This is a genomic window from Bacillus luti, from assembly GCF_001884105.1.
Taxonomy (GTDB): Bacteria; Bacillota; Bacilli; order Bacillales; family Bacillaceae_G; genus Bacillus_A; species Bacillus_A luti.
Window position 1 is genome coordinate 348,790 of sequence record NZ_MACI01000078.1, and the last position, 19,465, is coordinate 368,254.

Genomic DNA, 19,465 nt, shown 5'->3' on the forward strand with positions numbered 1-19,465 from the left:
ACAGAAGGAATAACCCTCTACTTGGAGATTATAGAGGGTCATTTCTAATTACGGTTTTGAAATACTTCTCGTTAAGGCGTATGATTGTTGTTTGAAGTAGTTTGTTGTCCAAAGTGTTTGAAGGAAAGAAAGTATGCTATATGGGATATAGAGTAGTAATAGACCGATTGTAACAATGATGGGTGCATTTCCGCCAAATTGAACGATAAATTGTAATAATCCGTTTGCATGGAAAACGCATTCCATAAAAACGAATGAAATAATAATGGAACTTAAAATAGATTTATGATTTGAAGTAAGAGCTAAAAATAATGTATCTACAAGAAAAGAAGAGTGTTTTATTTCATATTCATTTGTGTTATTTAAGAAAGGAATCCATTTTTTTATTGCTTGCATAACGATAATCATGGAAGTACTACATACGATGATAAAAGATGAGTAGTAAGGAAGGTTTATAAATTGTGCGACGTATAGAAGCAGTAATAAGACTGAGCATTGTAATATTACAGTACAAAAAGAGTAAGGAATCCATTTTAATATGGTAGTAAATTTTTTAAACGAGTTAGGTGCTTTAAAAAATAAATGGCCGATACCTAAACTTATGAAGAATCCGATCGCAAGAGTAAAGGTAAAACGAACAATTGATAAAAAATATATTTCCCATACGTAAGGGAATAACGGTGTTGGATGATTCGAAGTATGTATCATTTGATTTGCTGAGACAAAGATAGATTCATGCATCCAATCAATTTTTGGAATTGATATAGAAGAAAGATGAGCGAAGTTTTGAAAAATGCTAATAAAGCCATTTTGATAAGAGTAATTGTGTGTAATAAAAAGAGCTGGAATAGGACTTATGGCAAAAATAACAATAACTCCAAATAAAAATTTGTATATATGTGAGCGTAACAATGACATATAACCACCTACTCTTAGAATATTCAGAAAATTCTTATTCTTATTTTAGCGTTTTTTGAATGAAGTTACAATATATTTTTCATTGAGTTATTGAGAGAGAAGATTGATAGTGAAAAATATGCAAGTGAAGGATTCATGAATAAATTATGACAAGAAAAAGAATAATTTTCAGAAAAATAAAATAAATTATTTATTTTTTTCTGAAAATATAATATAGTTATGGCACAGAAAGTATTTTAACATAAGGAGGCTATTTATGAGGATTAAAGGGAATTATGTGCCGAAAAGGGAAGTTTTATTTTGCTCAAGTTCAATTACGATAGGGGAAGCACTGGAGCATTTGAACAAAACTGGCTATCGTTGTGTACCAGTTTTAGATGAAAAAAAAGAAAAATATTTAGGGAACATATATAAAGTAGATATTTTAGAATATAAAGGATCATTAGAAGAAAGTGTATTACAATTATTGAACGATAAAGATGGATATGTGAGAGAAGATTCTTCTTTCTTTAAAGTCTTTTTTACAATTAAAAAACTACCTTATTTATCAGTAATTGACGAAAAAGGGGTGTTCCTAGGAATTTTAACCCATAAGAAAGTTTTTGAGTTACTAGAGGATGCATGGGGCGTTCATTCTAGTAAATACTCTGTTATGATTGGAACGCAAGATTATAATGGAGCGATCCAAAAGTTATCGACAGTGTTAAAAAAATATACTGGCATCCAAAGTTTAATGACTTTTGATAATGATGCATTATTAGTTCGTAGAATTATGTTTACATTAGGAGAAGAGTTTAACGATGGTGAACTAGAACTGTTATTGAAAGATTTAGAAGACCACGGATTTAGAGTTGTGTATGTAGAAGAGATGAATAATCCACGTGAAGTTGAAACGATAGAGTAATTCGCAAAAGCCATCTCATATGTTGGATGGCTTTTGTTATTTCATTTGCAAAAAAAGTATTTTAAAATAACTTTATGTAAATGGTGTAATGACCGAATAAAGTTTGTGTAGAAGAATGAAAAAGTAGATAATTGTGATTTTCAAAAAAATCAATTTGAAAATATGTTTTTATTTTTCAACTAAATATGTTACTATATGTGTGATAAAAACAAAGAGGTCTGACAACTAAACTCCACGTAATACCACTCTAATGACTTGAATATTCAAAAAAATCAAAAATCAATAATTATATTAATAATTAGAGTAATAAATAAGGGGAATGGAGAAATTATGGAGAAAGACACTGCTTTGTAAGGGGCATTTTTATCATCTTGAGCAGAGAGGAGGATGCATAGCATATTGTAAAGATAGAGATAAACAATGGAAAAGTGCTATGCAAATGAAAAGTATGAAGGGACGTTTAAGGCCAGGTGATACGGTAGCAATTGGTTTAATGCTATTTGCATTATTTTTAGGAGCAGGGAACTTGATTTTCCCGCCAGTTTTAGGGCAACAAGCTGGAGAGAATGTTTGGATTGCTACAATTGGATTCCTTGTAACGGGAGTCGGATTACCCCTATTAGCTGTTACAGCTGTCGCGTTTGTAGAGGGGGACTTGAAAGCGCTATCTTCTAGAGTTCACCCTATATTTGCGTTTATTTTCCCATTGGTTAGTTATTTAGCAATTGGACCATTTTTCGCGATTCCGCGTACTGGAGCTGTTTCGTTTGAAATGGGTATGAAGCCATTTCTATCAGATGCAATGGTTTCAGAATGGTACATGCTATTTCTTTTCACTATAATTTTCTTCGGAATAACGTGGTATTTATCATTAAATCCATCTAAATTAGTGGATTGGTTTGGAAAGTTCCTTACACCATTATTAGTATTAATTGTTGCTGTTATTGTCGGAAAGGCAATTATTGATCCGATTGGAGAACCAGCTGCGCCGTTAGCTGCTTACAAAGAAAATGCTTTCTTTGGTGGGTTTATTCAAGGATATTTAACGATGGATGCAATTAGTGCGCTTGTATTTGGAATTGTCGTTGTACAAGTTATCCGCTCTAAAGGGATAAAAGAGAGTAGTCAAGTTGCAAAAATAACAGTAGTATCAGGTATTATTGCAGTACTTGGTTTAACGTTAATCTATTTATCACTTGCTTATCTTGGTTCAACAAGTACATCACTTGGGGTATCAGAGAATGGTGGACTTATTTTAACGAATGTTGTAAATGAGTTATATGGAACAAGTGGTAAAATTTTATTAGGACTTGTTATCATACTCGCTTGTTTAACAACTTCTGTTGGATTAACATCTGCTTGTGCGGGGTTCTTTTCAAATTTATTCCCGAGATTTTCGCATAAAACGATTGTAACGTTAGTATGTGGATTTAGTTTAATTGTATCGAATTTAGGATTAACACAATTAATTACAGTCACTTTACCAGTGTTAATGATCATTTATCCAGTTGCAATTGTATTAATCGTTCTTTCGTATTTCCATAAGTGGATAGGAAAGCGTAATACAATTTATATTGGAGCAATACTTGGTGCCTTGTCCATTAGCTTATTTAATGGTTTAGAAAGTGCGAATATCAAAATTGACGCAATTTCAAATGTACTCCAAATGTTACCTTTATATAAAGAAGGAATAGGGTGGTTAGTCCCAGCGTGTATTGGCGGGATTATCGGTTTCTTCTTCTATAAATCAAATGAATCAAGTGAATTACAAAAGAAAGGTGCTTAGGCGCCTTTCTTTTTTTAAAGGGGATTTATAGATTTTGTCTAAGTAATAATTGGGAGGAATGGTAAAATGGCTAATTTTGAAGATTTTTTAAATTTAGATTTACGAATTGGAACTGTGATACATGCAGAGGAATTCAAAGAAGCGAGAGTTCCAGCGCTCAAACTAAAAATTGATTTTGGGGAAATTGGGATAAAGCAATCAAGCGCTCAAATTACGAAGAGATACAGTCCGGACGATTTAATCGGTCAGCAAATCGTTGCCGTTGTAAATTTTCCACCAAAACGGGTAGCTGGATTTAAATCAGAAGTGCTTGTTTTAGGAGGCGTACCTGAAGCGGGTGATGTTGTATTACTTCAGCCTAATATGGAACTGCCAAATGGTACAAAAATTAGTTAGTGTAAAGGCGGGGGAATATGGATATTGGACGAGAATATTTACAATGTGCCATTTCGAATTTTAAAGCAACAAAGAAGCAAGGAGAACGGGTGCTTTCTCAATTATCATATGAACAGATTGAATGGTCTTCTCATGAAGAAACAAATAGCATAGCAGTTATTATAAAGCATCTGCATGGTAATATGAGTTCGAGATGGACGGATTTTTTAACGTCTGATGGTGAAAAAACAGGTCGTAATCGAGATGCTGAATTTGAAGGCGGTTATCATTCTAAGGAAGAGATTCTCGCGGTATGGAATGAAGGCTGGGAATATGTCTTTAATACCATGAATGTGCTAACGCCGGAACATTTATTGCAAACCGTATATATTCGCGGTGAAGCACATACTGTCATACAAGCAATTGAAAGACAAATTTCACATTATGCTTTACATATTGGACAAATGATTTACATCGGTAAAATGTTAAAAGAAAATGAGTGGGAATGTTTAAGTATTCCTAGAGGACAGTCTGCATGTTATGTAGAGAAAAAACGTTCAACATAATAATAGGAAAGAAATCGATATGAAATTGGAAATAAGAAAATAAGCCAAATAATAGATGGTTCTGTAATCATAAGAATACTGCCAAAAATAAGTCCAAATATAATAAGAAAGAAATTAAAAAGTGTATTTACAGGGATGAACCTTGAGATGAACACTTGCTGTCGTTTAAAGCAATCAATGTGAAATAAATACAAGTGGAAGTACCATGTGGCAGTAATAAGATCTTTCTTTCGCGTAATTCTTTTTTGGCATATATGACAGATGAACGGTGGTTGCATTTCATTACGCTCCATTTTTTATATTTGCAATAATGTAAGTCAAAAGTAGATATAAGGTGTATATCCCTATATACGCTCCTGCTATAAGAAAAAATGGATTTAGTAAAATTCCATGAATACTTGTCATGAAAACTAAATCTTGTATTAAAACATCGTATATATTAATAGAAATAATTGTACCGAGTACATATAGCGCTAAGTACGCTGAAATATGTAATGCAACACGGATTGTAGGATGCTTAGCAAGCCAATAAAAAATAAATGATAATACAATGGGTAATGTTCCTATTAGTAGCTTCAATTCATTTCACCTCATTAACAATATAGCCGGAATTTAGACGGTCTATTCTCTACAGCTTGTACATAACTTGGAATAGAGAGGGTGATAGTATGAATCGAGGCTTTTTTTATGTGAAATTAACAAGCGTGCGCAAGTTAATTTTATTTGTCATTACTACGGTATTAGCGACTTTTTTTCTTATTAGTATGATGGTAACTTCGTTGAAAGAGACGAAGTCAACGTATTTATATAACTGGTTAAATGAGTTATCAATGAATGGATACATGTACGTTCTTGGGAAAGAGAATCATTATTTTACACAAGAATACCGGAATTTAAATCAAGATTTTTCTATTTCTTCATTCCTCTTTTCTATGGCTACGAATATTCGTTTTGATGATGTTCGTAGTTTTGTAGGGAAAGAACTTCCGGGGTTTGGCAAGTATGATACGGAAATTGTTATCGCTGGTGAAGGAACAAATTATTCTAACTTACCGATAGAGTCGAGCGTTCCTCTTGAAGAAGTAGTAAAAGAACGGACTGGAGAAACCGGACAAGTTCCTAAGTCTGATTCGAATACAGAGAAGAAACAACCAGCCCAAACAACAGGGAAAAGACAAGTTGCATTTATATATCATTCGCATAGCTGGGAATCATACTTACCGTTACTTAATTTAACAAATGATCCAAATCCGAATAAAGCGACAAGTTCTGCAACGAACATTTCAATAGTCGGTGATCGATTTCGTGAACAGTTAGAAGGCGAAGGAATCGGCGCTACAAATGATAAAACTGATGTCGGTCAAAGGTTAATAAGTAAAGGATTAAATAGTAATAGTTCTTATAAATTGTCACGAGAAATTGTACAAGAAGCGATGGCTGGTAATAAAGAACTACAATACTTTTTTGACTTACATCGTGATAGTGCACGGAAAAATGTTACAACAAAAACAATTGGAGATAAATCATACGCTAAACTCGCATTTGTGATTGGAAAAGGTAATAAAAATTATGAAAAGAACTTGCAATTAGCAACGGCTTTACATGAGGCGATTAATAAAAAATACCCAGGGGTGAGCCGAGGAGTCATTCAAAAAGGCTTTCAAACAGGAAATGGAGTCTATAATCAAGATTTATCAGGACAAGCGATCTTAATAGAAGTTGGAGGAGTAGATAATACAGAGGAAGAATTAAATCGATCAATTGATGCACTTGCTAAAGCGTTTGGTGAATACTTTTGGCAAGCTGAAAAAGTGAATGGATAAAGTGAAACATAAATTAGTGGGAAAGTCTGAAAAACGTGAGTGTAATACTTGCGTTTTTTTTGCATTGATGAGACGTCACAGAATAGACATAATTTGTCGTTGTTATAGTAATATCGAAATTTGTCAAATTATACTGGGAGATTTGCAAAGGGATTTTCGGGAAAGTAGAGAAAATCTTTTTACAAGGAAAACTTTTTATTATGAAATGGGTAGGGTGATTGAAGTGATTAGGGAAATCAAGGTAGAAGATGCAGCATCATTTTTGCAATTGAGTAAGCAATTAGATGAAGAAACGAAATTTATGCTATATGAACCAGGAGAAAGAACAGCTACAGCTGAGCAACAAGAACAAATGATACATCGATTTGTAGAAAATGAATATGCAACAATATTTGTAGCCATTGAAGACGAGAGAATAGTAGGGTTTGTTTTAGTGAATGGAAATAATATTCAAAGAAAGAGACATGTTGCAGCCATTGTAATTGGTATATTGCAAGAGTATAGCGGGCGAGGTATTGGGACTAGATTGTTTAAAGAGGTCGAGAAGTGGGCAAGATTACATGATGTATGGCGTTTAGAATTAACGGTAATGGCCCACAATACAAGAGCTCAGGCACTATATAAAAAAGTTGGATTTAAGAAAGAAGGTGTCAAAAGAGCTGCTCTTATTATCGATGGAGAGAACATCGATGAGTATGAAATGGCCAAATTATTAAAATAAGAGGTCGTTATATGAAAAAAAGATGGATACTACTTGGTATCGTAGCGGCGATACTCATTGTTGGAGTAGCGGGAATCAATTATAAAATGTATAAGGATAAGCAGGCGCGCGAGGTAAATGTAAATAATATATTTCCGAAAGCGAAAGAAACGATTGCGAATATGGATGGGGATATTGCGGTAATTAGTAATCCGAATTCAATGCTTGTGCTTGTGAATAAAAGTAGGCGTTTACCAGATGGGTATAGACCGCCAGATTTAGTTATTCCGAAAGTGCGCTACTCAAGTGAAGGTGATCAAGAAAAGAAAAAAATGAGGAAAGAGGCAGCCAGTGCGCTTGAGGAAATGTTTCAGCAAGCAGATAAGGAGCGTGTTTTCTTATTTGCAGTCTCTGGATTTAGATCTTTTGATCGACAAAAAGCGTTAAATACAATGTATAAAAAACAAGATGGAGAAGCCAAAACAGCAATGTCGAGTGCAGTTCCTGGAACGAGTGAACATCAAACAGGACTAGCTATGGATATCACATCACAATCTGCTAAGTTTCAGTTAGAAACCATTTTTGGAGAAACGAAAGAAGGTCAGTGGCTTTCTGAAAATGCTCATAAATTTGGTTTTGTGATTCGATATACAAAAGAAAAAGAATCAATGACTGGCTATCGGTATGAACCATGGCATGTAAGGTATGTGGGGAACCCACAAGCTACATATTTATATGAAAATCAATTGACACTTGAAGAAGTAACAGAGTGAATAATTGAGGGGAGAGAAATATAATGACGATGTTATATAAGAAAAAGGTACATGCATATGTGACAAGAGAAAAAGAGGGGAGTATGCAACTACTTGTTTTTAAGCATCGTGATATACCTAAAGCTGGTGTCCAAGTACCAGGTGGAACCGTTGATGAAGGAGAAACGTTAGAAGCAGCGATTTTTCGTGAAGTACAAGAAGAAACTGGATTACGTCATTTATGTATAGAGCGTTTTCTAGCAGATTATATTATTCATGTGAAGGAAAAACAGGAATATCAAAAGCGCCACTTTTTCCATATAACGTTACTTACAGATGTAAAAGATACTTGGGAACATATTGTAAGTGCCGGCGAGGAAGATGAAGGTTTAGTATATTGCTACGAATGGATTGATATTGCCAAATGCCCGGAATTAGCCGGGAAACAAGGTGAGTTTTTACATTTGTTAGATGAAGTATACGCACAGTAATAAAAGAGTCTGAAGCGGAAGTTTATTCGTTTCAGACTCTTTTTATTTTTCAGGAAATAAAAGGTTTTTATATTGGGAAGTTGAATTCTTTTAAAGGGCTTGTAGTTGTATATGCGAGGAGCGGAGAAAATGAAAAAGTAATAGATACATGTTATCAATAAAAGGCTGTATAGAAGGAGAATGACGATGGAGATTCAGTTCAATACACGGTTGCAAAAAGAATTAACAATTCATGATATACAGGCAGCGATGGAAGCTGGACAATTAACTTCAAAAGAGTTAGTTATGTATTACCTCCATAGAATCGCAAAGTATGATCAAGACGGACCAAAAATCAATTCTATTTTAGAAATCAATCCAGATGCTATCTTTATTGCAGAAGCGTTAGATTATGAAAGGAAGATAAAAGGTATAAGAGGTCCATTACACGGTATACCGGTTTTACTTAAGGACAATATTGAAACGAATGACTCTATGCATACAAGTGCAGGTACGATTGCTCTAGAACAAAATATAAGTAGTGAAGATGCATTTCTCGTTACGAAACTGCGAGAAGCAGGAGCAGTGATAATAGGGAAAACAAATATGACAGAATTAGCGAATGCAATGTCATTTGAAATGTGGGCTGGATATAGTGCAAGAGGTGGACAAACAATAAACCCTTACGGTACAGGTGAGGATGATATGTTTGTTGGCGGCTCTAGTACAGGATCTGCGATAGCAGTTGCTGCTAACTTTACAGTAGTATCTGTTGGAACGGAAACGGATGCTTCTATTTTAAGTCCAGCTGTTCAAAACTCAGTAGTCGGTATTAAACCGACTGTCGGTTTAATTAGTCGTAGAGGTATTATTCCGTTCACATATTCGCAAGATACAGCGGGTCCATTTGCGAGAACAGTAACAGATGCTGCTATTTTACTAGGGGGTTTAACTGGGGTAGATGAGAAAGATGTAGCTACTCATAAAAGCGAGGGAATAATAGAACATGATTATACAAAGTATCTTGATGTTAACGGTTTAAATGGAGCAAAGATTGGTGTATATAACAACGCACCAAAAGAGTATTATGAATCTGGTGAGTATGATGAAAAATTGTTTAAGGAAACAATTGAAGTATTGCGTAGTGAGGGAGCGACAGTAGTAGAAAATATTGATATTCCGTCTTTCCATAGAAAATGGAGCTGGGGAGTACCGCTTTATGAACTAAAGCATAGTCTAGATAACTATCTTTCTAAATTACCTTCTACTATTCCAGTGCACTCTATTTCGGAGTTAATGGAGTTTAACGAGAACATAGCAGAAAGAGCTTTGAAATATGGGCAAACTAAGTTAGAAGGAAGAAAAGATTTTCCAAATACGTTAAGAAATCCTGAATATATCAACGCAAGATTAGAAGATATATATTTTTCACAAGAACAAGGTATTGATTTTGCACTGGAAAAATATAATCTTGATGCGATTCTATTCCCTTCTTATATAGGTTCTACTATATGTGCGAAAGCAGGTTATCCGTCTATAGCAATACCTGCGGGATATATGGAGAGCAGGAGACCGTTTGGGATTACGCTCGCAAGTACTGCTTTTCGTGAAGAAACTTTGATTAAACTAGCATATGCTTTTGAACAAGCGACAAAACATAGAAAAATTCCGGATTTGTCATAAATAGAATATATAAAAAGGACAGGAATTCCTGTCCTTTTTACTTTATTAATTACCGTGAAATACCTTTCGATTCTGTCTTATGATATTTTAATAAGCTAAAAGATAAACAAGCAGAACATAAAATAAGAAAAGAAGCGATGATATAAATAGTACGAACACCGAATATATCAGTAATAATTCCAACGCTAAGCATAGAAAGGCCAGAAGCTGTTGAGAGAAGAGCACCGTGAGCTGTATACATCTTCGATAATAAAGATGGAGCGACGCTGGATTGCAAAACAGTCGTTTGAGAAATATCCCTAATTTGGTAACATGGTCCCATTAGAACACATAGGAATATCGCGATAAATCCGCTGCTTGTCATACCGTATAAAAATGTAAGAATACTAAATATAAGAGAGCCTATCGCCATAGAGCGTATTAAATTATTTTGAATGTATGTACTCATTTTCCACGCTAATAGACCGCCAATTAACGTGCCAACGTAATAACTTGTATTAATATATCCCCACCATTCTTCTCCTTTATGAAGAACAGTCGTTACATAAGCCATCGTAATAGCACCAATCCATATTGTTCCTGCGAAAGTTTCAATTAAGTCCATTAGTGTAACTGTGCGCAAAGAGGGGTGTTGAAATAGTAGTTTCCAGCCTTCTAATAAAGCAGTACTATTTGAAGAGGAAGGATCTGTTACTTTTTCAGTATGTATGGGACGTAATGAAAAATACAATGCAATACATCCGAAAATCATCAAAATATTATTAATCATGAGTGTAGAAGTAACGCCAATGAGAAGTACTACAATACTTGTGAATGAATAAGCAGCCGCTTGTGTAATTTGTGTTGAAAAGGAAAAGATACTATTTACTTTTACCAATTTTCCTTGCGGCGCCAGACGTGGAAGGATGCCGTATAATAATGGAGCACTCCAACCACTACATAATGAAATGAAAAAAATGAAAGTTAATAGGGCTAAAATACTTGTGGAAATGACTGGAAATAAAACCGTTAATAACAGTAAAAGAGTTGTTTTCATCCATTGCAAAGTAAATAGCAACGAAAAAGACGGAAAACGATTCATGATAAGTGGTGCAGATATGTTAGCAATTAGGTTAGTGATAACTTGCAATAATGGAAAAAGAGCAGTAATAGTAGCTGATTTCGTTGATATATAGATATGAGTTGTAATAATCATTACGTATACGATGTCAGCGAGAGTAATGCATATTTTCGACCCTAGATAGTAAACTAGTGAACGATATTGCAATCAGAATCATCCCTTCTTAAAAAAATACAATAGTTAGAAATATTATAATTTAGGGATTTAATTTTTGAAAGAATTAAATTTTTTGTCATTTTTTGAAAGGAATTTTCATGTATAATGAAGAATATATTAATATAGTATTTTAATAATACTCATTGTAACAGCGAATATATACAATAGCTTGTAGCAAACGCCCATGTATGAGAAAGGGCGGATAAACCATTCTTTTCTTCATATACATATAAAAAATAGCAAGAAAGTGAGGGCTGCATATGGCTGGTTGGGTAATTTGGTTTATAATAGCTGGTATTTTATTTATAGCAGAAATGTTGTCGATTACGTTTTATATGCTGTGGCTTGGAATTGGAGCTGTTGTCGGAGGTCTTATTGCTTTGTTCGCTCCTGATGCGCTATTTTTACAAGTTGTTGTTGGTGGGATTGTAAGTTTAACATTGACGTTTTTTACGAAAAGAATTTCAAAAAACTTTCGAGAAGCAAAAGGTTTTACTGATACAGTAGATATGCTTGTCGGTAAAAGGGTAATTGTTATGCAAGCGATTACAAGTGAAGAGAATGGTATTGTGAAAGTAGATGGAGATACTTGGACAGCTATTGCAGATGATCCAATTGATGTTGGAGAAAAGGTTGTTGTTATAAAGAGGCATAGTACTATATTACAAGTGAAAAAGGAGAGTGAATAAATATGGTAGCATTAACGTTAACGATTATATTCGCGCTAATTGTAGTTACATTTATTGCATTAACAATTAAAATTATTCCTCAGCAAAAAGTTGGGGTTATTGAAAGATTTGGTAAGTTTCAACGTATAATGCATCCAGGGTTAAATATTTTAATCCCGATTGTCGATCGTGTTCGTGTATATCATGATTTACGTATTCAACAAACAAATGTACCACCGCAAAAGGTAATTACGAAAGATAACGTTCAAGTAGAAATTGATACAATTATTTTCTATCAAATTGTTGAACCAGAACTTGCGACATATGGTATTTCAAACTATGAATATGGTGTACGTAACATTACTTCTGCAACGATGCGTCAAATTATTGGTAAAATGGAACTGGATGAAACATTATCTGGTCGTGAAAAAATTTCAACAGAAATCCGCTTAGCGCTTGATGAAGCAACAGAAAAATGGGGCGTACGTATTGAACGTGTTGAAGTTGTCGATATTAATCCGCCAAAAGATGTGCAAGCATCAATGGAAAAACAAATGAAAGCAGAACGTAATAAACGTGCGATTATTTTAGAAGCGGAAGCAGCGAAACAAGATAAAGTCCTTCGAGCTGAAGGGGAAAAGCAAAGTAAAATTTTAATGGCTGAAGGGGATAAAGAAGCACGTATTCGAGAAGCTGAAGGTGTTAAAGAGGCGAAAGAATTAGAAGCGCAAGGGGAAGCAAGAGCGATTGAGGAAATTGCAAAAGCAGAACAGAACCGCATTGAATTACTTCGTGAAGCGAATTTAGATGAGCGTGTACTTGCTTACAAATCATTTGAATCTTTAGTGGAAGTTGCAAAAGGGCCAGCTAATAAAGTATTTATTCCGTCTAATGCCATTGAAACACTTGGTACTCTTGGGGCGATTGGAGAAATCTTTAAAGAAAAACAAGCGAAGAAATTACCTTCGAATGATACAGACAAAGAACAATAAGATTGAGGAAGAGAAATGGGATGCCATTTCTCTTTTTATTTTTGAGCAGGATAACAAATAGTAGTCCCTTTAAAATAACAGATTCTTGTTTCAGGTATTTCTTAATGAATAGAGATGCAATTAGGAGCGAATTGTTTCTATCGCATTTTCATTAAGTTTCATGATTTTAATAAAAAACAAAATTATATATTTATTTTTTGTAATGTATTTCATATGATTTTTAAGAGGGGGAAACAGGGGGGATTTTATGTTAGTAATATTAGCAACAATTGTAGCGTGTATTTGGTATTTTTTTGACCTGCCAAGTGCTACAACCGTAGTATTGGTTTGTGGTTTAATTATTGTGCTTTCTACAATTGCAAAAAGAAATGTAAAAAGTGTGTTGTTCTTTTTAGGTACTGTTGTCTTATTCTTTGTTGCTCTATCTAATTCGATTCTTTATGCCGCCTTTGCTTTCTTTGTTGTATTATTTGCAGCAGGAATATTGTTTGATTCATCGAGTTCTGAAGAATTAGATGACGAAAGAAATAATGCTAGAGGTTTTAGCAGTGGCCGAGTTAGAGAACCTAAAAAAAGAGTTGCTGATGCAAGCTATGAGGGCTTTTATGGACATGATGATGAAGTGCAATACGACCGAAATAATTCTAGATTTTCTCATACAAGTGCAAAAAAACAGAGTGGGATGTCAGACGAGGAATATCGAAAGAAACAAGCAGAGGATGATGCATACTTTTATAGAAGACATAGCGGTTATAGACATAAGGTGGATGAAGCAGATGATATTTTAGGACGTAGTCAACGAGACAGAGACTATGAAGATGATAAATATGAAGTTCGCTGTAACGGTTGTAATGAGCCTGAAAGCCATTGTAAATGCTGCGGAACTTGTGACCAATATCCATGTCGTTGCTGTCGTCGATGTGATAGTTATCCGTGTGAATGCTGTAATGAATGTGGGGAGGCGAATTGTCGCTGTTGCCGTCGATGTGACAGTTATCCATGCGAATGCTGTAATGAATGTGGAGAGGCAAATTGCCGCTGTTGTCGAAGGTGTGATTCATATCCATGTGAATGTTGTAATAGCTGCAGTCAACCGGAACGATATTGTAGATGCGACAGATAAGGGGAAACACCATCTTGTGATGGTGTTTTATTTATATAGTTGTGCATAATTTAGCAATAAATTTCTTAGTTTTGTAATGCGTTATGTATGTCAGTGACGATGCGGACGAAAGTACTATAAAAACTTGTCATTTCTCTTTTAGTGCGTATATTACGAAAGGCTTGTACATATCCATGTATAAAGAAGGTGATATAGTGAAAAAGTATGCAACTCGTATACATGGAAAAAAACTAATTTCGTTACTTTTTTTATATGCACTAGTAGTAATTATTATAGCGTCGATTTTGACGTCTCTTTTACATACAATGAAATCAAATTATGCGAATCAATGGTTTGGAAAAGTATCTATGCAAGGTTTTGTTCAAATGATAGAAAGTGAGAATCGCTATTATGGATTTGATTATTTTAAGCAGAATAAACGGGAGTCAGTTGGGAATGTAATGTTTTCTATTGCGACAGATTTGAAAATTAAAGATTTAAGGACATTTGTCGGTAAAGAAGTGCCAGGTATGTCAAAGTATTACTCTAACATTATTGTAGCTGGAGAAGGGACAAACTTTACAAATATCCCAAATGAATCTAGTGTACCGATTGAAGAAGTAACGAAAGAGAGAGAAGTTGCAAAAGATAAAGTTACAGAAGCGGAAAAGAATAATCCAGTGCAGAAAAAGAACGGAGCGAAAAAAGGGGAAAGTGCAGTGTATATTTACCATACACATAGCTGGGAATCCTTTTATCCGTTATTACCAGGGGCTACCGATCCATCGAGTCCAGATGTAAACGTGTCCTTACTAGGGAAACGGATGAAGGAACAACTGGAAGGACAAGGAATTCCAGTTGTTCATGATAAAACGAATATGGGGGATTTATTAGCGAGTAAAAAATGGAAATGGCCGCAATCGTATAAAGCATCTCATGAATATGTAAAAGAAGCATTAGCGCAAAATAATAAAATTGCGTTTCCGATAGATATACACCGTGATGACCAGCGCAAGAAAGTAACTACAAAAGTAATTAACGGGAAATCATATGCAAGGTTATATTTTATAATTGGGATGGAAAATGAAGGGCGTGCAGAAAATGAAAAAATTGCAAGAGCAATCAATAGTTATTTAGATGAAAACTATTACGGATTAAGTAGAGGGATATTTCCGAAATATAAAAAAGATGGAAATGGCGTTTATAACCAAGATTTATCTAAAAATGCGATGTTAATTGAAGTTGGTGGTGTGGATAATACGTTAGATGAATTATATAACACAATTGATGTATTAACGGAAGCACTTAGTAAGTATTATTGGAATGATGCGGAGAAGGTAAATGGGTGAGGAACGGGAGACCGTTCCTTTTTGTTATGGAAAGTAAAAAAATGTGATATAATGTAATTTTGTGAATATTGAATCGGGGAGTGGGGGAACGAATGCAAATACTACTAATACGACACGGAGAATCCGAAGCGGACATTCTGAATGTACATGAAGGACGAGCTGATTTTGAATTAACAGAAAACGGAAGACAGCAAGTGCAAAGACTTGTGCAGAAAGTGAAAAAGGATTTTGTACCAGATTTCATTTGGGCAAGTACATTAAAACGTGCGCGCGAAACTGCTGAAACGTTAGCGGAAGCAATTGGTTGTCCAATTCAATTAGAAGAGGAATTAATGGAGTTTAATAATGGGGTACAAGCAGGTCTATCATTTGAAGAAGCGAAGAAGTATCCTGAGCCAAAGTTTCTTCATGACCGTTTTGAAAATGGAGAATCATTTATTGAGTTTCGAATGAGGATAGAAGGAATCTTTTCTAAAATCGTTACAGAGAATACATATGGTCGGATAGCAATCGTTGCACACGGTGGTGTAATAAATAGTTTATTACGAGCATTTTTCCAAATGCCAATTTCAATGGATTATTACTTTAAAATGGGAGATACGGGAATAAGTTTAATTGAAATTGATGGTGAACAAAAAACGGTACATTTCATTAATGATACGAATCATTTAGACGGGATGTAGTGATTTATGTATAAAGTTGTATTTTTCGATGTTGACGGTACGCTTTTAAGTGAGATTGATAGAAGTATGCACGAAAGTACAAAAGAAGCAGTAAGAAGGTTAATAGATAAAGGGATTCATGTAGTTGTTACAACAGGGAGACCATATAGCTTATGCTCACAATTTAAAGAGCTGGGCATAAATACGTTTATTTCTGCAAATGGTGCACATATAAAGTGTGAGGATGAAGTAATACATAAATCGGTACTTTCAAGTGAAATTGTTCATGATATTTCAAACTTTGCTGAATTACATGGTCATAGTGTTTCTTACTTTACAGAAGAATTTGCAATGAACGGAATAGCCTCGGATAATGAACGTGTAATTCAAGCGCTTAACGAGACGTTAAATTTAGCAAAGTATCCTGAAAAAAGCAGGGATTTGTCAGAAGAGGTCTATTGTTTATGTCTGTATGGGGATGAAATTGAAGCTCAAAAATTTCTTGAAAGATATCCAATGCTTACGTTTGAGCGTTTTCATAGTTACGTTATAAATGTATTGGAAGATAGTAAAGTATCGAAGCTAACTGCAATTCAAAAAGTATTGGATCACTTAAACATTTGTAAATCAGAAGCTGTTGCTTTTGGAGATGGCAGAAATGATATTGAGATGTTGCAGTATGTAGGATTAGGGATTGCAATGGGAAATGGCGGAGAAGAGTTAAAAACAAAAGCTGATTTCGTTACAAAGAAATCAAGTGAAGGCGGTATTTCTTTTGCCTTAAAGAAGTTTAGTATGATTTAAAAATAATAGCTAGTCAGTTTAAAAAATCCTGTTTGAATTGCAGGATTTTTTTGTTTAACAATATTCTTGCAATAAAAGGAAAAATGTGAGTATAATGAAAAGTAGTTAGGTAAGCTAATTAATTGAAAAGAAAGGAGAGTGAAGATGAATGAATTCAAAAAATGATTCTCTTCCTTTAGGGATTGGGCCGTATGCAGAGCTAATAAAAAAGACAGCATCAGCGGATACGGATCCAATCGCAGCAAAACTTGGTTTGTTAATGTTATGGACGTCTGATAATGTTCTTGATGCTGTTGACGTAGATTTAGCTCCGCTTGGTATTTCGGAAAGTAAATTAGATTTTTTACTGTTGTTTATTTTGCGTGAAATGGAATCAAATGGAGAAGAAGTGAACATGAGTCCTTCGGATATTGCGAGTCGATTAGGGATAACACGTGCTTCTGTTACTGGCTTATTAGATTGGATGGAGAAACGAGCGTTAATCGTAAGATTTCATCATTCTGAAGATCGAAGAAGGTTAAAGGTGAAAATTACTCCGAAAGGAAAAGAACTAGTTACGCAATCTTTACCAACTTTTTGGTTATCTTGCGCTTCATTAGTTGACGACTTTAATCAGGAAGAGCGTCAAGTTTTAGAGAAGTTATTAAATAAAATGCAAGTAAATATGCAGGTGAAATTAGGAGAAGGTAGGTAATTAAGTTGATTGTGAGAGTCAACTTTTTTATTTAAACATATAATTAGGTTGACTTATTATATGTTTAGCTAATTAAAAGGGACGATGATGTATCTTTTAACGTAAATGAATTAAGGGAGTGTTGATGGAATTTCATGTTGAGTCATTTACTTTAGAAGTTTTAAATCGATGAGGAAAATTATTGTAAGGGGGAGATTTTATGATGGAAATATCAAAAGAAGTAAGTAGTGAAAGGAATTATACAGTAATAACAGCTGTATTATGTTGGGCAGGTATGGTGGTTATGTCCAGCCTATATGTGACGATTCCTTTAATTGCTCTATTTTCAGACCTTTTTCAGGTTACATTAGCGCAATCTGCGGCTACAGGTAGTATATTTTCTGTAGGGTTTGCTATAGGTTGTTTGTTATTTGGGGCAATCTCTGATAAGTATGGACGAAAAAAAGTGATCTTTATTGGATTGCTTGCACTGGCGATTATTTCTTTTTTATTAGGGTTTGTGGATAGCTTATTTTGGCTTGTTATTCTTCGAGGATTACAGGGGATAGCAGCAGCTACATTTTCTCCAGTAGCGTTAGCTTACGTTGTAGAAATGTTTCCAGTAGAGAAAAAGGTTACAACAATAGGATTTGTTAGTACCGGTTTTTTAGTAGCTGGAATTGCAGGGCAAGTAATAAGTACTGCTGTTAGTCAGTATTTTGGCTGGCATATGGTTTTCTTTCTTCTTAGCATTGTCTATATCATCACTGCTGTATGGGTTCATTATTCTCTTCCGAAAGGGGAAATATCTCAAGCTTATACGGATATTTTGGCGCCAATTAAACAGATGGAGAAAGTTTTTACACATAAAAGCTTAGTATGGAGCTATATGATTGCGTTTGTTTTATTAATGGCTTTTGTTAATATGTATACTGTTTTAGGCAATTATTTGAGTTCACCTATCTACAATTTAACAGCAGAACAAATTCTTTATTTTCGCTTAGCGGGGTTATTTGGTATGTTACTATCACCACTTGCAGGTCGTTTAACAAAGAGGTTCGAAGTAAAGAAAGTTCTTCAAGGAGGATTGTTGGTTGCTATTTTTAGTCTAAGCTCAATGGGATTTATTTCGACGCTGCCGTTACTTGTAATGATGAGCGTCTGTTTCGTAATAGGTATTGCTATATCGGTTCCATCTTTAGTTTCTCTTGTCGGCCAATTAGGAGGGAGAGCAAGGGGAATAGCAGTTTCTATTTATACTTTCATTTTATTTTTAGGAACTAGTATAGGACCAATTATTTCTATTTATCTTATGAAAATAGGGGACTATGCTCAGACGTTTATGTTATTAGGAGTAATACTCTTTATTGGTCTTGTTTCCACTCTTTTTATTCAAATAAAGGAATGCAAGAATCTTTAACATGCTCACATAATAAAATTTGAATTTGTCCGCGATGATGATAAAAGTGTGCAACCACTTCAAGTAACCATTCGAATCTAGAATAAGAAATACCCCAATAAGCAGTCTTAATTTCCGCTAATTCTTCATTGGAATAGGATGAAAAAGTTTTAGAAAGTAAATCGTATCCTTGGAGCATCGTTTCTTGCATATGAGCAATTGTTTCAGGGGTATATTCTATATAAAAGGTATGTAACTCTTTTTCCGTAATGCCATTTAAAATGAGTAAATCTGCATGGCAAATAAGTGCGAGATGTGTGCACATTTCAAATAATGACCGCTTTGATTCAATCGGCTTTATCTTTAAATCATTTTCAGTATATTGATTCAGCATTTGAATAGATGTATCAATAGCAACTTTAAGTTGATGTAATGCAGATTGTACAAACATTGTAATTCTCCTCGTCTCCATATATAATAGTTTCTTGAGGGTATTATATCATACTAAAAATTCCGAAAATTCTAGTAGTTTGACTAGCATAGTGAAAAGTATTATATTGTAA

The 19,465-nt window shown here is 34.4% G+C and carries 22 protein-coding genes; 17 read left to right on the top strand and 5 right to left on the bottom strand.

The window, feature by feature from the left end; all coding sequences use genetic code 11:
- Positions 1-48: 48 nt before the first annotated feature.
- On the bottom strand, positions 49-918 hold the full coding sequence (locus BAQ48_RS20280) for a hypothetical protein (RefSeq protein WP_071712574.1): 870 nt from the start codon (positions 916-918) through the stop codon (positions 49-51).
- A 256-nt stretch (positions 919-1,174) separates the two neighbouring features.
- Between BAQ48_RS20280 and cbpA the strand changes: the two genes are divergently transcribed.
- From cbpA to BAQ48_RS20300, 4 genes are all read left to right on the top strand, one after another.
- Complete coding sequence (gene cbpA, locus BAQ48_RS20285; RefSeq protein ID WP_001220508.1) at positions 1,175-1,822, top strand: cyclic di-AMP binding protein CbpA; 648 nt, start codon at positions 1,175-1,177, stop codon at positions 1,820-1,822.
- A gap of 448 nt (positions 1,823-2,270) precedes the next feature.
- On the top strand, positions 2,271-3,608 hold the full coding sequence (brnQ4, locus tag BAQ48_RS20290; protein WP_404801655.1) for a branched-chain amino acid transport system II carrier protein BrnQ4: 1,338 nt from the start codon (positions 2,271-2,273) through the stop codon (positions 3,606-3,608).
- Positions 3,609-3,674: 66 nt separating this feature from the next.
- The gene (gene csaA / locus BAQ48_RS20295) at positions 3,675-4,004 is read left to right on the top strand and encodes a chaperone CsaA (RefSeq protein ID WP_071712575.1); all 330 of its coding nucleotides are present in this window, start codon (positions 3,675-3,677) and stop codon (positions 4,002-4,004) included.
- A gap of 17 nt (positions 4,005-4,021) precedes the next feature.
- Positions 4,022-4,549 carry a DUF1572 domain-containing protein gene (locus BAQ48_RS20300; RefSeq protein WP_071712576.1) on the top strand — a complete coding sequence of 176 codons (528 nt, stop codon included), beginning with the start codon at positions 4,022-4,024 and terminating at the stop codon, positions 4,547-4,549.
- Here the strand turns inward: BAQ48_RS20300 and BAQ48_RS20305 are convergent.
- Both BAQ48_RS20305 and BAQ48_RS20310 read right to left on the bottom strand, forming a co-directional pair.
- Entirely contained in the window at positions 4,522-4,827 is a 306-nt protein-coding gene (locus BAQ48_RS20305; protein ID WP_071712577.1) for a permease, read from the bottom strand. The genes BAQ48_RS20300 and BAQ48_RS20305 overlap by 28 nt on opposite strands.
- A 4-nt stretch (positions 4,828-4,831) precedes the next feature.
- Entirely contained in the window at positions 4,832-5,128 is a 297-nt protein-coding gene (locus tag BAQ48_RS20310) for a hypothetical protein (RefSeq protein WP_071712580.1), read from the bottom strand.
- Positions 5,129-5,217: 89 nt separating this feature from the next.
- On the opposite strand from BAQ48_RS20310, the gene spoIIP (BAQ48_RS20315) reads away from it, so the two are divergent.
- From spoIIP (BAQ48_RS20315) to BAQ48_RS20340, 5 genes are all read left to right on the top strand, one after another.
- Positions 5,218-6,372 (top strand): stage II sporulation protein SpoIIP, encoded by a 1,155-nt coding sequence (gene spoIIP / locus BAQ48_RS20315; protein ID WP_071712581.1) that lies wholly within the window; start codon positions 5,218-5,220, stop codon positions 6,370-6,372.
- 223 nt (positions 6,373-6,595) lie between these two features.
- Positions 6,596-7,093: a GNAT family N-acetyltransferase gene (locus BAQ48_RS20320; protein WP_000617592.1), complete on the top strand. Its 498-nt coding sequence runs from the start codon at positions 6,596-6,598 to the stop codon at positions 7,091-7,093.
- Between the two features lie 11 nt (positions 7,094-7,104).
- Positions 7,105-7,845: a M15 family metallopeptidase gene (locus tag BAQ48_RS20325; protein ID WP_071712582.1), complete on the top strand. Its 741-nt coding sequence runs from the start codon at positions 7,105-7,107 to the stop codon at positions 7,843-7,845.
- 23 nt (positions 7,846-7,868) lie between these two features.
- A complete protein-coding gene (locus BAQ48_RS20330) occupies positions 7,869-8,315 on the top strand; it encodes an NUDIX hydrolase (RefSeq protein WP_071712583.1) in 447 nt (148 codons plus the stop codon).
- Between the two features lie 186 nt (positions 8,316-8,501).
- On the top strand, positions 8,502-9,977 hold the full coding sequence (locus tag BAQ48_RS20340; protein ID WP_071712586.1) for an amidase family protein: 1,476 nt from the start codon (positions 8,502-8,504) through the stop codon (positions 9,975-9,977).
- 49 nt (positions 9,978-10,026) lie between these two features.
- Here the strand turns inward: BAQ48_RS20340 and BAQ48_RS20345 are convergent, their stop codons facing one another.
- A complete protein-coding gene (locus BAQ48_RS20345; RefSeq protein ID WP_071712587.1) occupies positions 10,027-11,244 on the bottom strand; it encodes an MFS transporter in 1,218 nt (405 codons plus the stop codon).
- Between the two features lie 269 nt (positions 11,245-11,513).
- Here BAQ48_RS20345 and BAQ48_RS20350 point away from each other — a divergent pair, with 269 nt between their 5' ends.
- From BAQ48_RS20350 to BAQ48_RS20385, 8 genes are all read left to right on the top strand, one after another.
- Complete coding sequence (locus tag BAQ48_RS20350) at positions 11,514-11,942, top strand: NfeD family protein (protein ID WP_071712589.1); 429 nt, start codon at positions 11,514-11,516, stop codon at positions 11,940-11,942.
- Between the two features lie 2 nt (positions 11,943-11,944).
- A complete protein-coding gene (locus BAQ48_RS20355) occupies positions 11,945-12,913 on the top strand; it encodes an SPFH domain-containing protein (protein ID WP_000226247.1) in 969 nt (322 codons plus the stop codon).
- 953 nt (positions 12,914-13,866) lie between these two features.
- On the top strand, positions 13,867-14,085 hold the full coding sequence (locus tag BAQ48_RS28120) for a hypothetical protein (protein WP_207544845.1): 219 nt from the start codon (positions 13,867-13,869) through the stop codon (positions 14,083-14,085).
- Between the two features lie 34 nt (positions 14,086-14,119).
- Positions 14,120-15,364, top strand: a complete 1,245-nt coding sequence (spoIIP, locus tag BAQ48_RS20365) for a stage II sporulation protein P (protein ID WP_341350498.1) — start codon at positions 14,120-14,122, stop codon at positions 15,362-15,364.
- A gap of 92 nt (positions 15,365-15,456) precedes the next feature.
- Positions 15,457-16,047, top strand: a complete 591-nt coding sequence (locus BAQ48_RS20370) for a histidine phosphatase family protein (protein ID WP_071712594.1) — start codon at positions 15,457-15,459, stop codon at positions 16,045-16,047.
- Between the two features lie 6 nt (positions 16,048-16,053).
- The gene (locus BAQ48_RS20375) at positions 16,054-16,830 is read left to right on the top strand and encodes a Cof-type HAD-IIB family hydrolase (protein ID WP_071712595.1); all 777 of its coding nucleotides are present in this window, start codon (positions 16,054-16,056) and stop codon (positions 16,828-16,830) included.
- Positions 16,831-16,978: 148 nt separating this feature from the next.
- Complete coding sequence (locus tag BAQ48_RS20380; RefSeq protein ID WP_071712596.1) at positions 16,979-17,524, top strand: MarR family winged helix-turn-helix transcriptional regulator; 546 nt, start codon at positions 16,979-16,981, stop codon at positions 17,522-17,524.
- Positions 17,525-17,726: 202 nt separating this feature from the next.
- Positions 17,727-18,923 (top strand): MFS transporter, encoded by a 1,197-nt coding sequence (locus tag BAQ48_RS20385; protein ID WP_071712623.1) that lies wholly within the window; start codon positions 17,727-17,729, stop codon positions 18,921-18,923.
- On the opposite strand, the gene BAQ48_RS20390 is transcribed toward BAQ48_RS20385, so the two are convergent.
- Positions 18,892-19,353 carry a DinB family protein gene (locus BAQ48_RS20390; protein ID WP_071712597.1) on the bottom strand — a complete coding sequence of 154 codons (462 nt, stop codon included), beginning with the start codon at positions 19,351-19,353 and terminating at the stop codon, positions 18,892-18,894. The two genes, BAQ48_RS20385 and BAQ48_RS20390, sit on opposite strands and share 32 nt — an antisense overlap.
- Between the last annotated feature and the right edge of the window lie 112 nt (positions 19,354-19,465).

Coding starts and splice junctions, on each gene's coding strand:
- spoIIP (WP_071712581.1), top strand. CDS start 5,218: ATGAATCGAGGCTTTTTTTATGTGAAATTAACAAGCGTGCGCAAGTTA.
- BAQ48_RS20305 (WP_071712577.1), bottom strand. CDS start 4,827: ATGCAACCACCGTTCATCTGTCATATATGCCAAAAAAGAATTACGCGA.
- BAQ48_RS20370 (WP_071712594.1), top strand. CDS start 15,457: ATGCAAATACTACTAATACGACACGGAGAATCCGAAGCGGACATTCTG.
- BAQ48_RS20330 (WP_071712583.1), top strand. CDS start 7,869: ATGACGATGTTATATAAGAAAAAGGTACATGCATATGTGACAAGAGAA.
- BAQ48_RS20350 (WP_071712589.1), top strand. CDS start 11,514: ATGGCTGGTTGGGTAATTTGGTTTATAATAGCTGGTATTTTATTTATA.
- BAQ48_RS20340 (WP_071712586.1), top strand. CDS start 8,502: ATGGAGATTCAGTTCAATACACGGTTGCAAAAAGAATTAACAATTCAT.
- spoIIP (WP_341350498.1), top strand. CDS start 14,120: ATGTATGTCAGTGACGATGCGGACGAAAGTACTATAAAAACTTGTCAT.
- BAQ48_RS20300 (WP_071712576.1), top strand. CDS start 4,022: ATGGATATTGGACGAGAATATTTACAATGTGCCATTTCGAATTTTAAA.
- brnQ4 (WP_404801655.1), top strand. CDS start 2,271: ATGAAGGGACGTTTAAGGCCAGGTGATACGGTAGCAATTGGTTTAATG.
- BAQ48_RS20355 (WP_000226247.1), top strand. CDS start 11,945: ATGGTAGCATTAACGTTAACGATTATATTCGCGCTAATTGTAGTTACA.
- csaA (WP_071712575.1), top strand. CDS start 3,675: ATGGCTAATTTTGAAGATTTTTTAAATTTAGATTTACGAATTGGAACT.
- cbpA (WP_001220508.1), top strand. CDS start 1,175: ATGAGGATTAAAGGGAATTATGTGCCGAAAAGGGAAGTTTTATTTTGC.
- BAQ48_RS20380 (WP_071712596.1), top strand. CDS start 16,979: ATGAATTCAAAAAATGATTCTCTTCCTTTAGGGATTGGGCCGTATGCA.
- BAQ48_RS20280 (WP_071712574.1), bottom strand. CDS start 918: ATGTCATTGTTACGCTCACATATATACAAATTTTTATTTGGAGTTATT.
- BAQ48_RS20390 (WP_071712597.1), bottom strand. CDS start 19,353: ATGTTTGTACAATCTGCATTACATCAACTTAAAGTTGCTATTGATACA.
- BAQ48_RS20375 (WP_071712595.1), top strand. CDS start 16,054: ATGTATAAAGTTGTATTTTTCGATGTTGACGGTACGCTTTTAAGTGAG.
- BAQ48_RS20325 (WP_071712582.1), top strand. CDS start 7,105: ATGAAAAAAAGATGGATACTACTTGGTATCGTAGCGGCGATACTCATT.
- BAQ48_RS20385 (WP_071712623.1), top strand. CDS start 17,727: ATGGAAATATCAAAAGAAGTAAGTAGTGAAAGGAATTATACAGTAATA.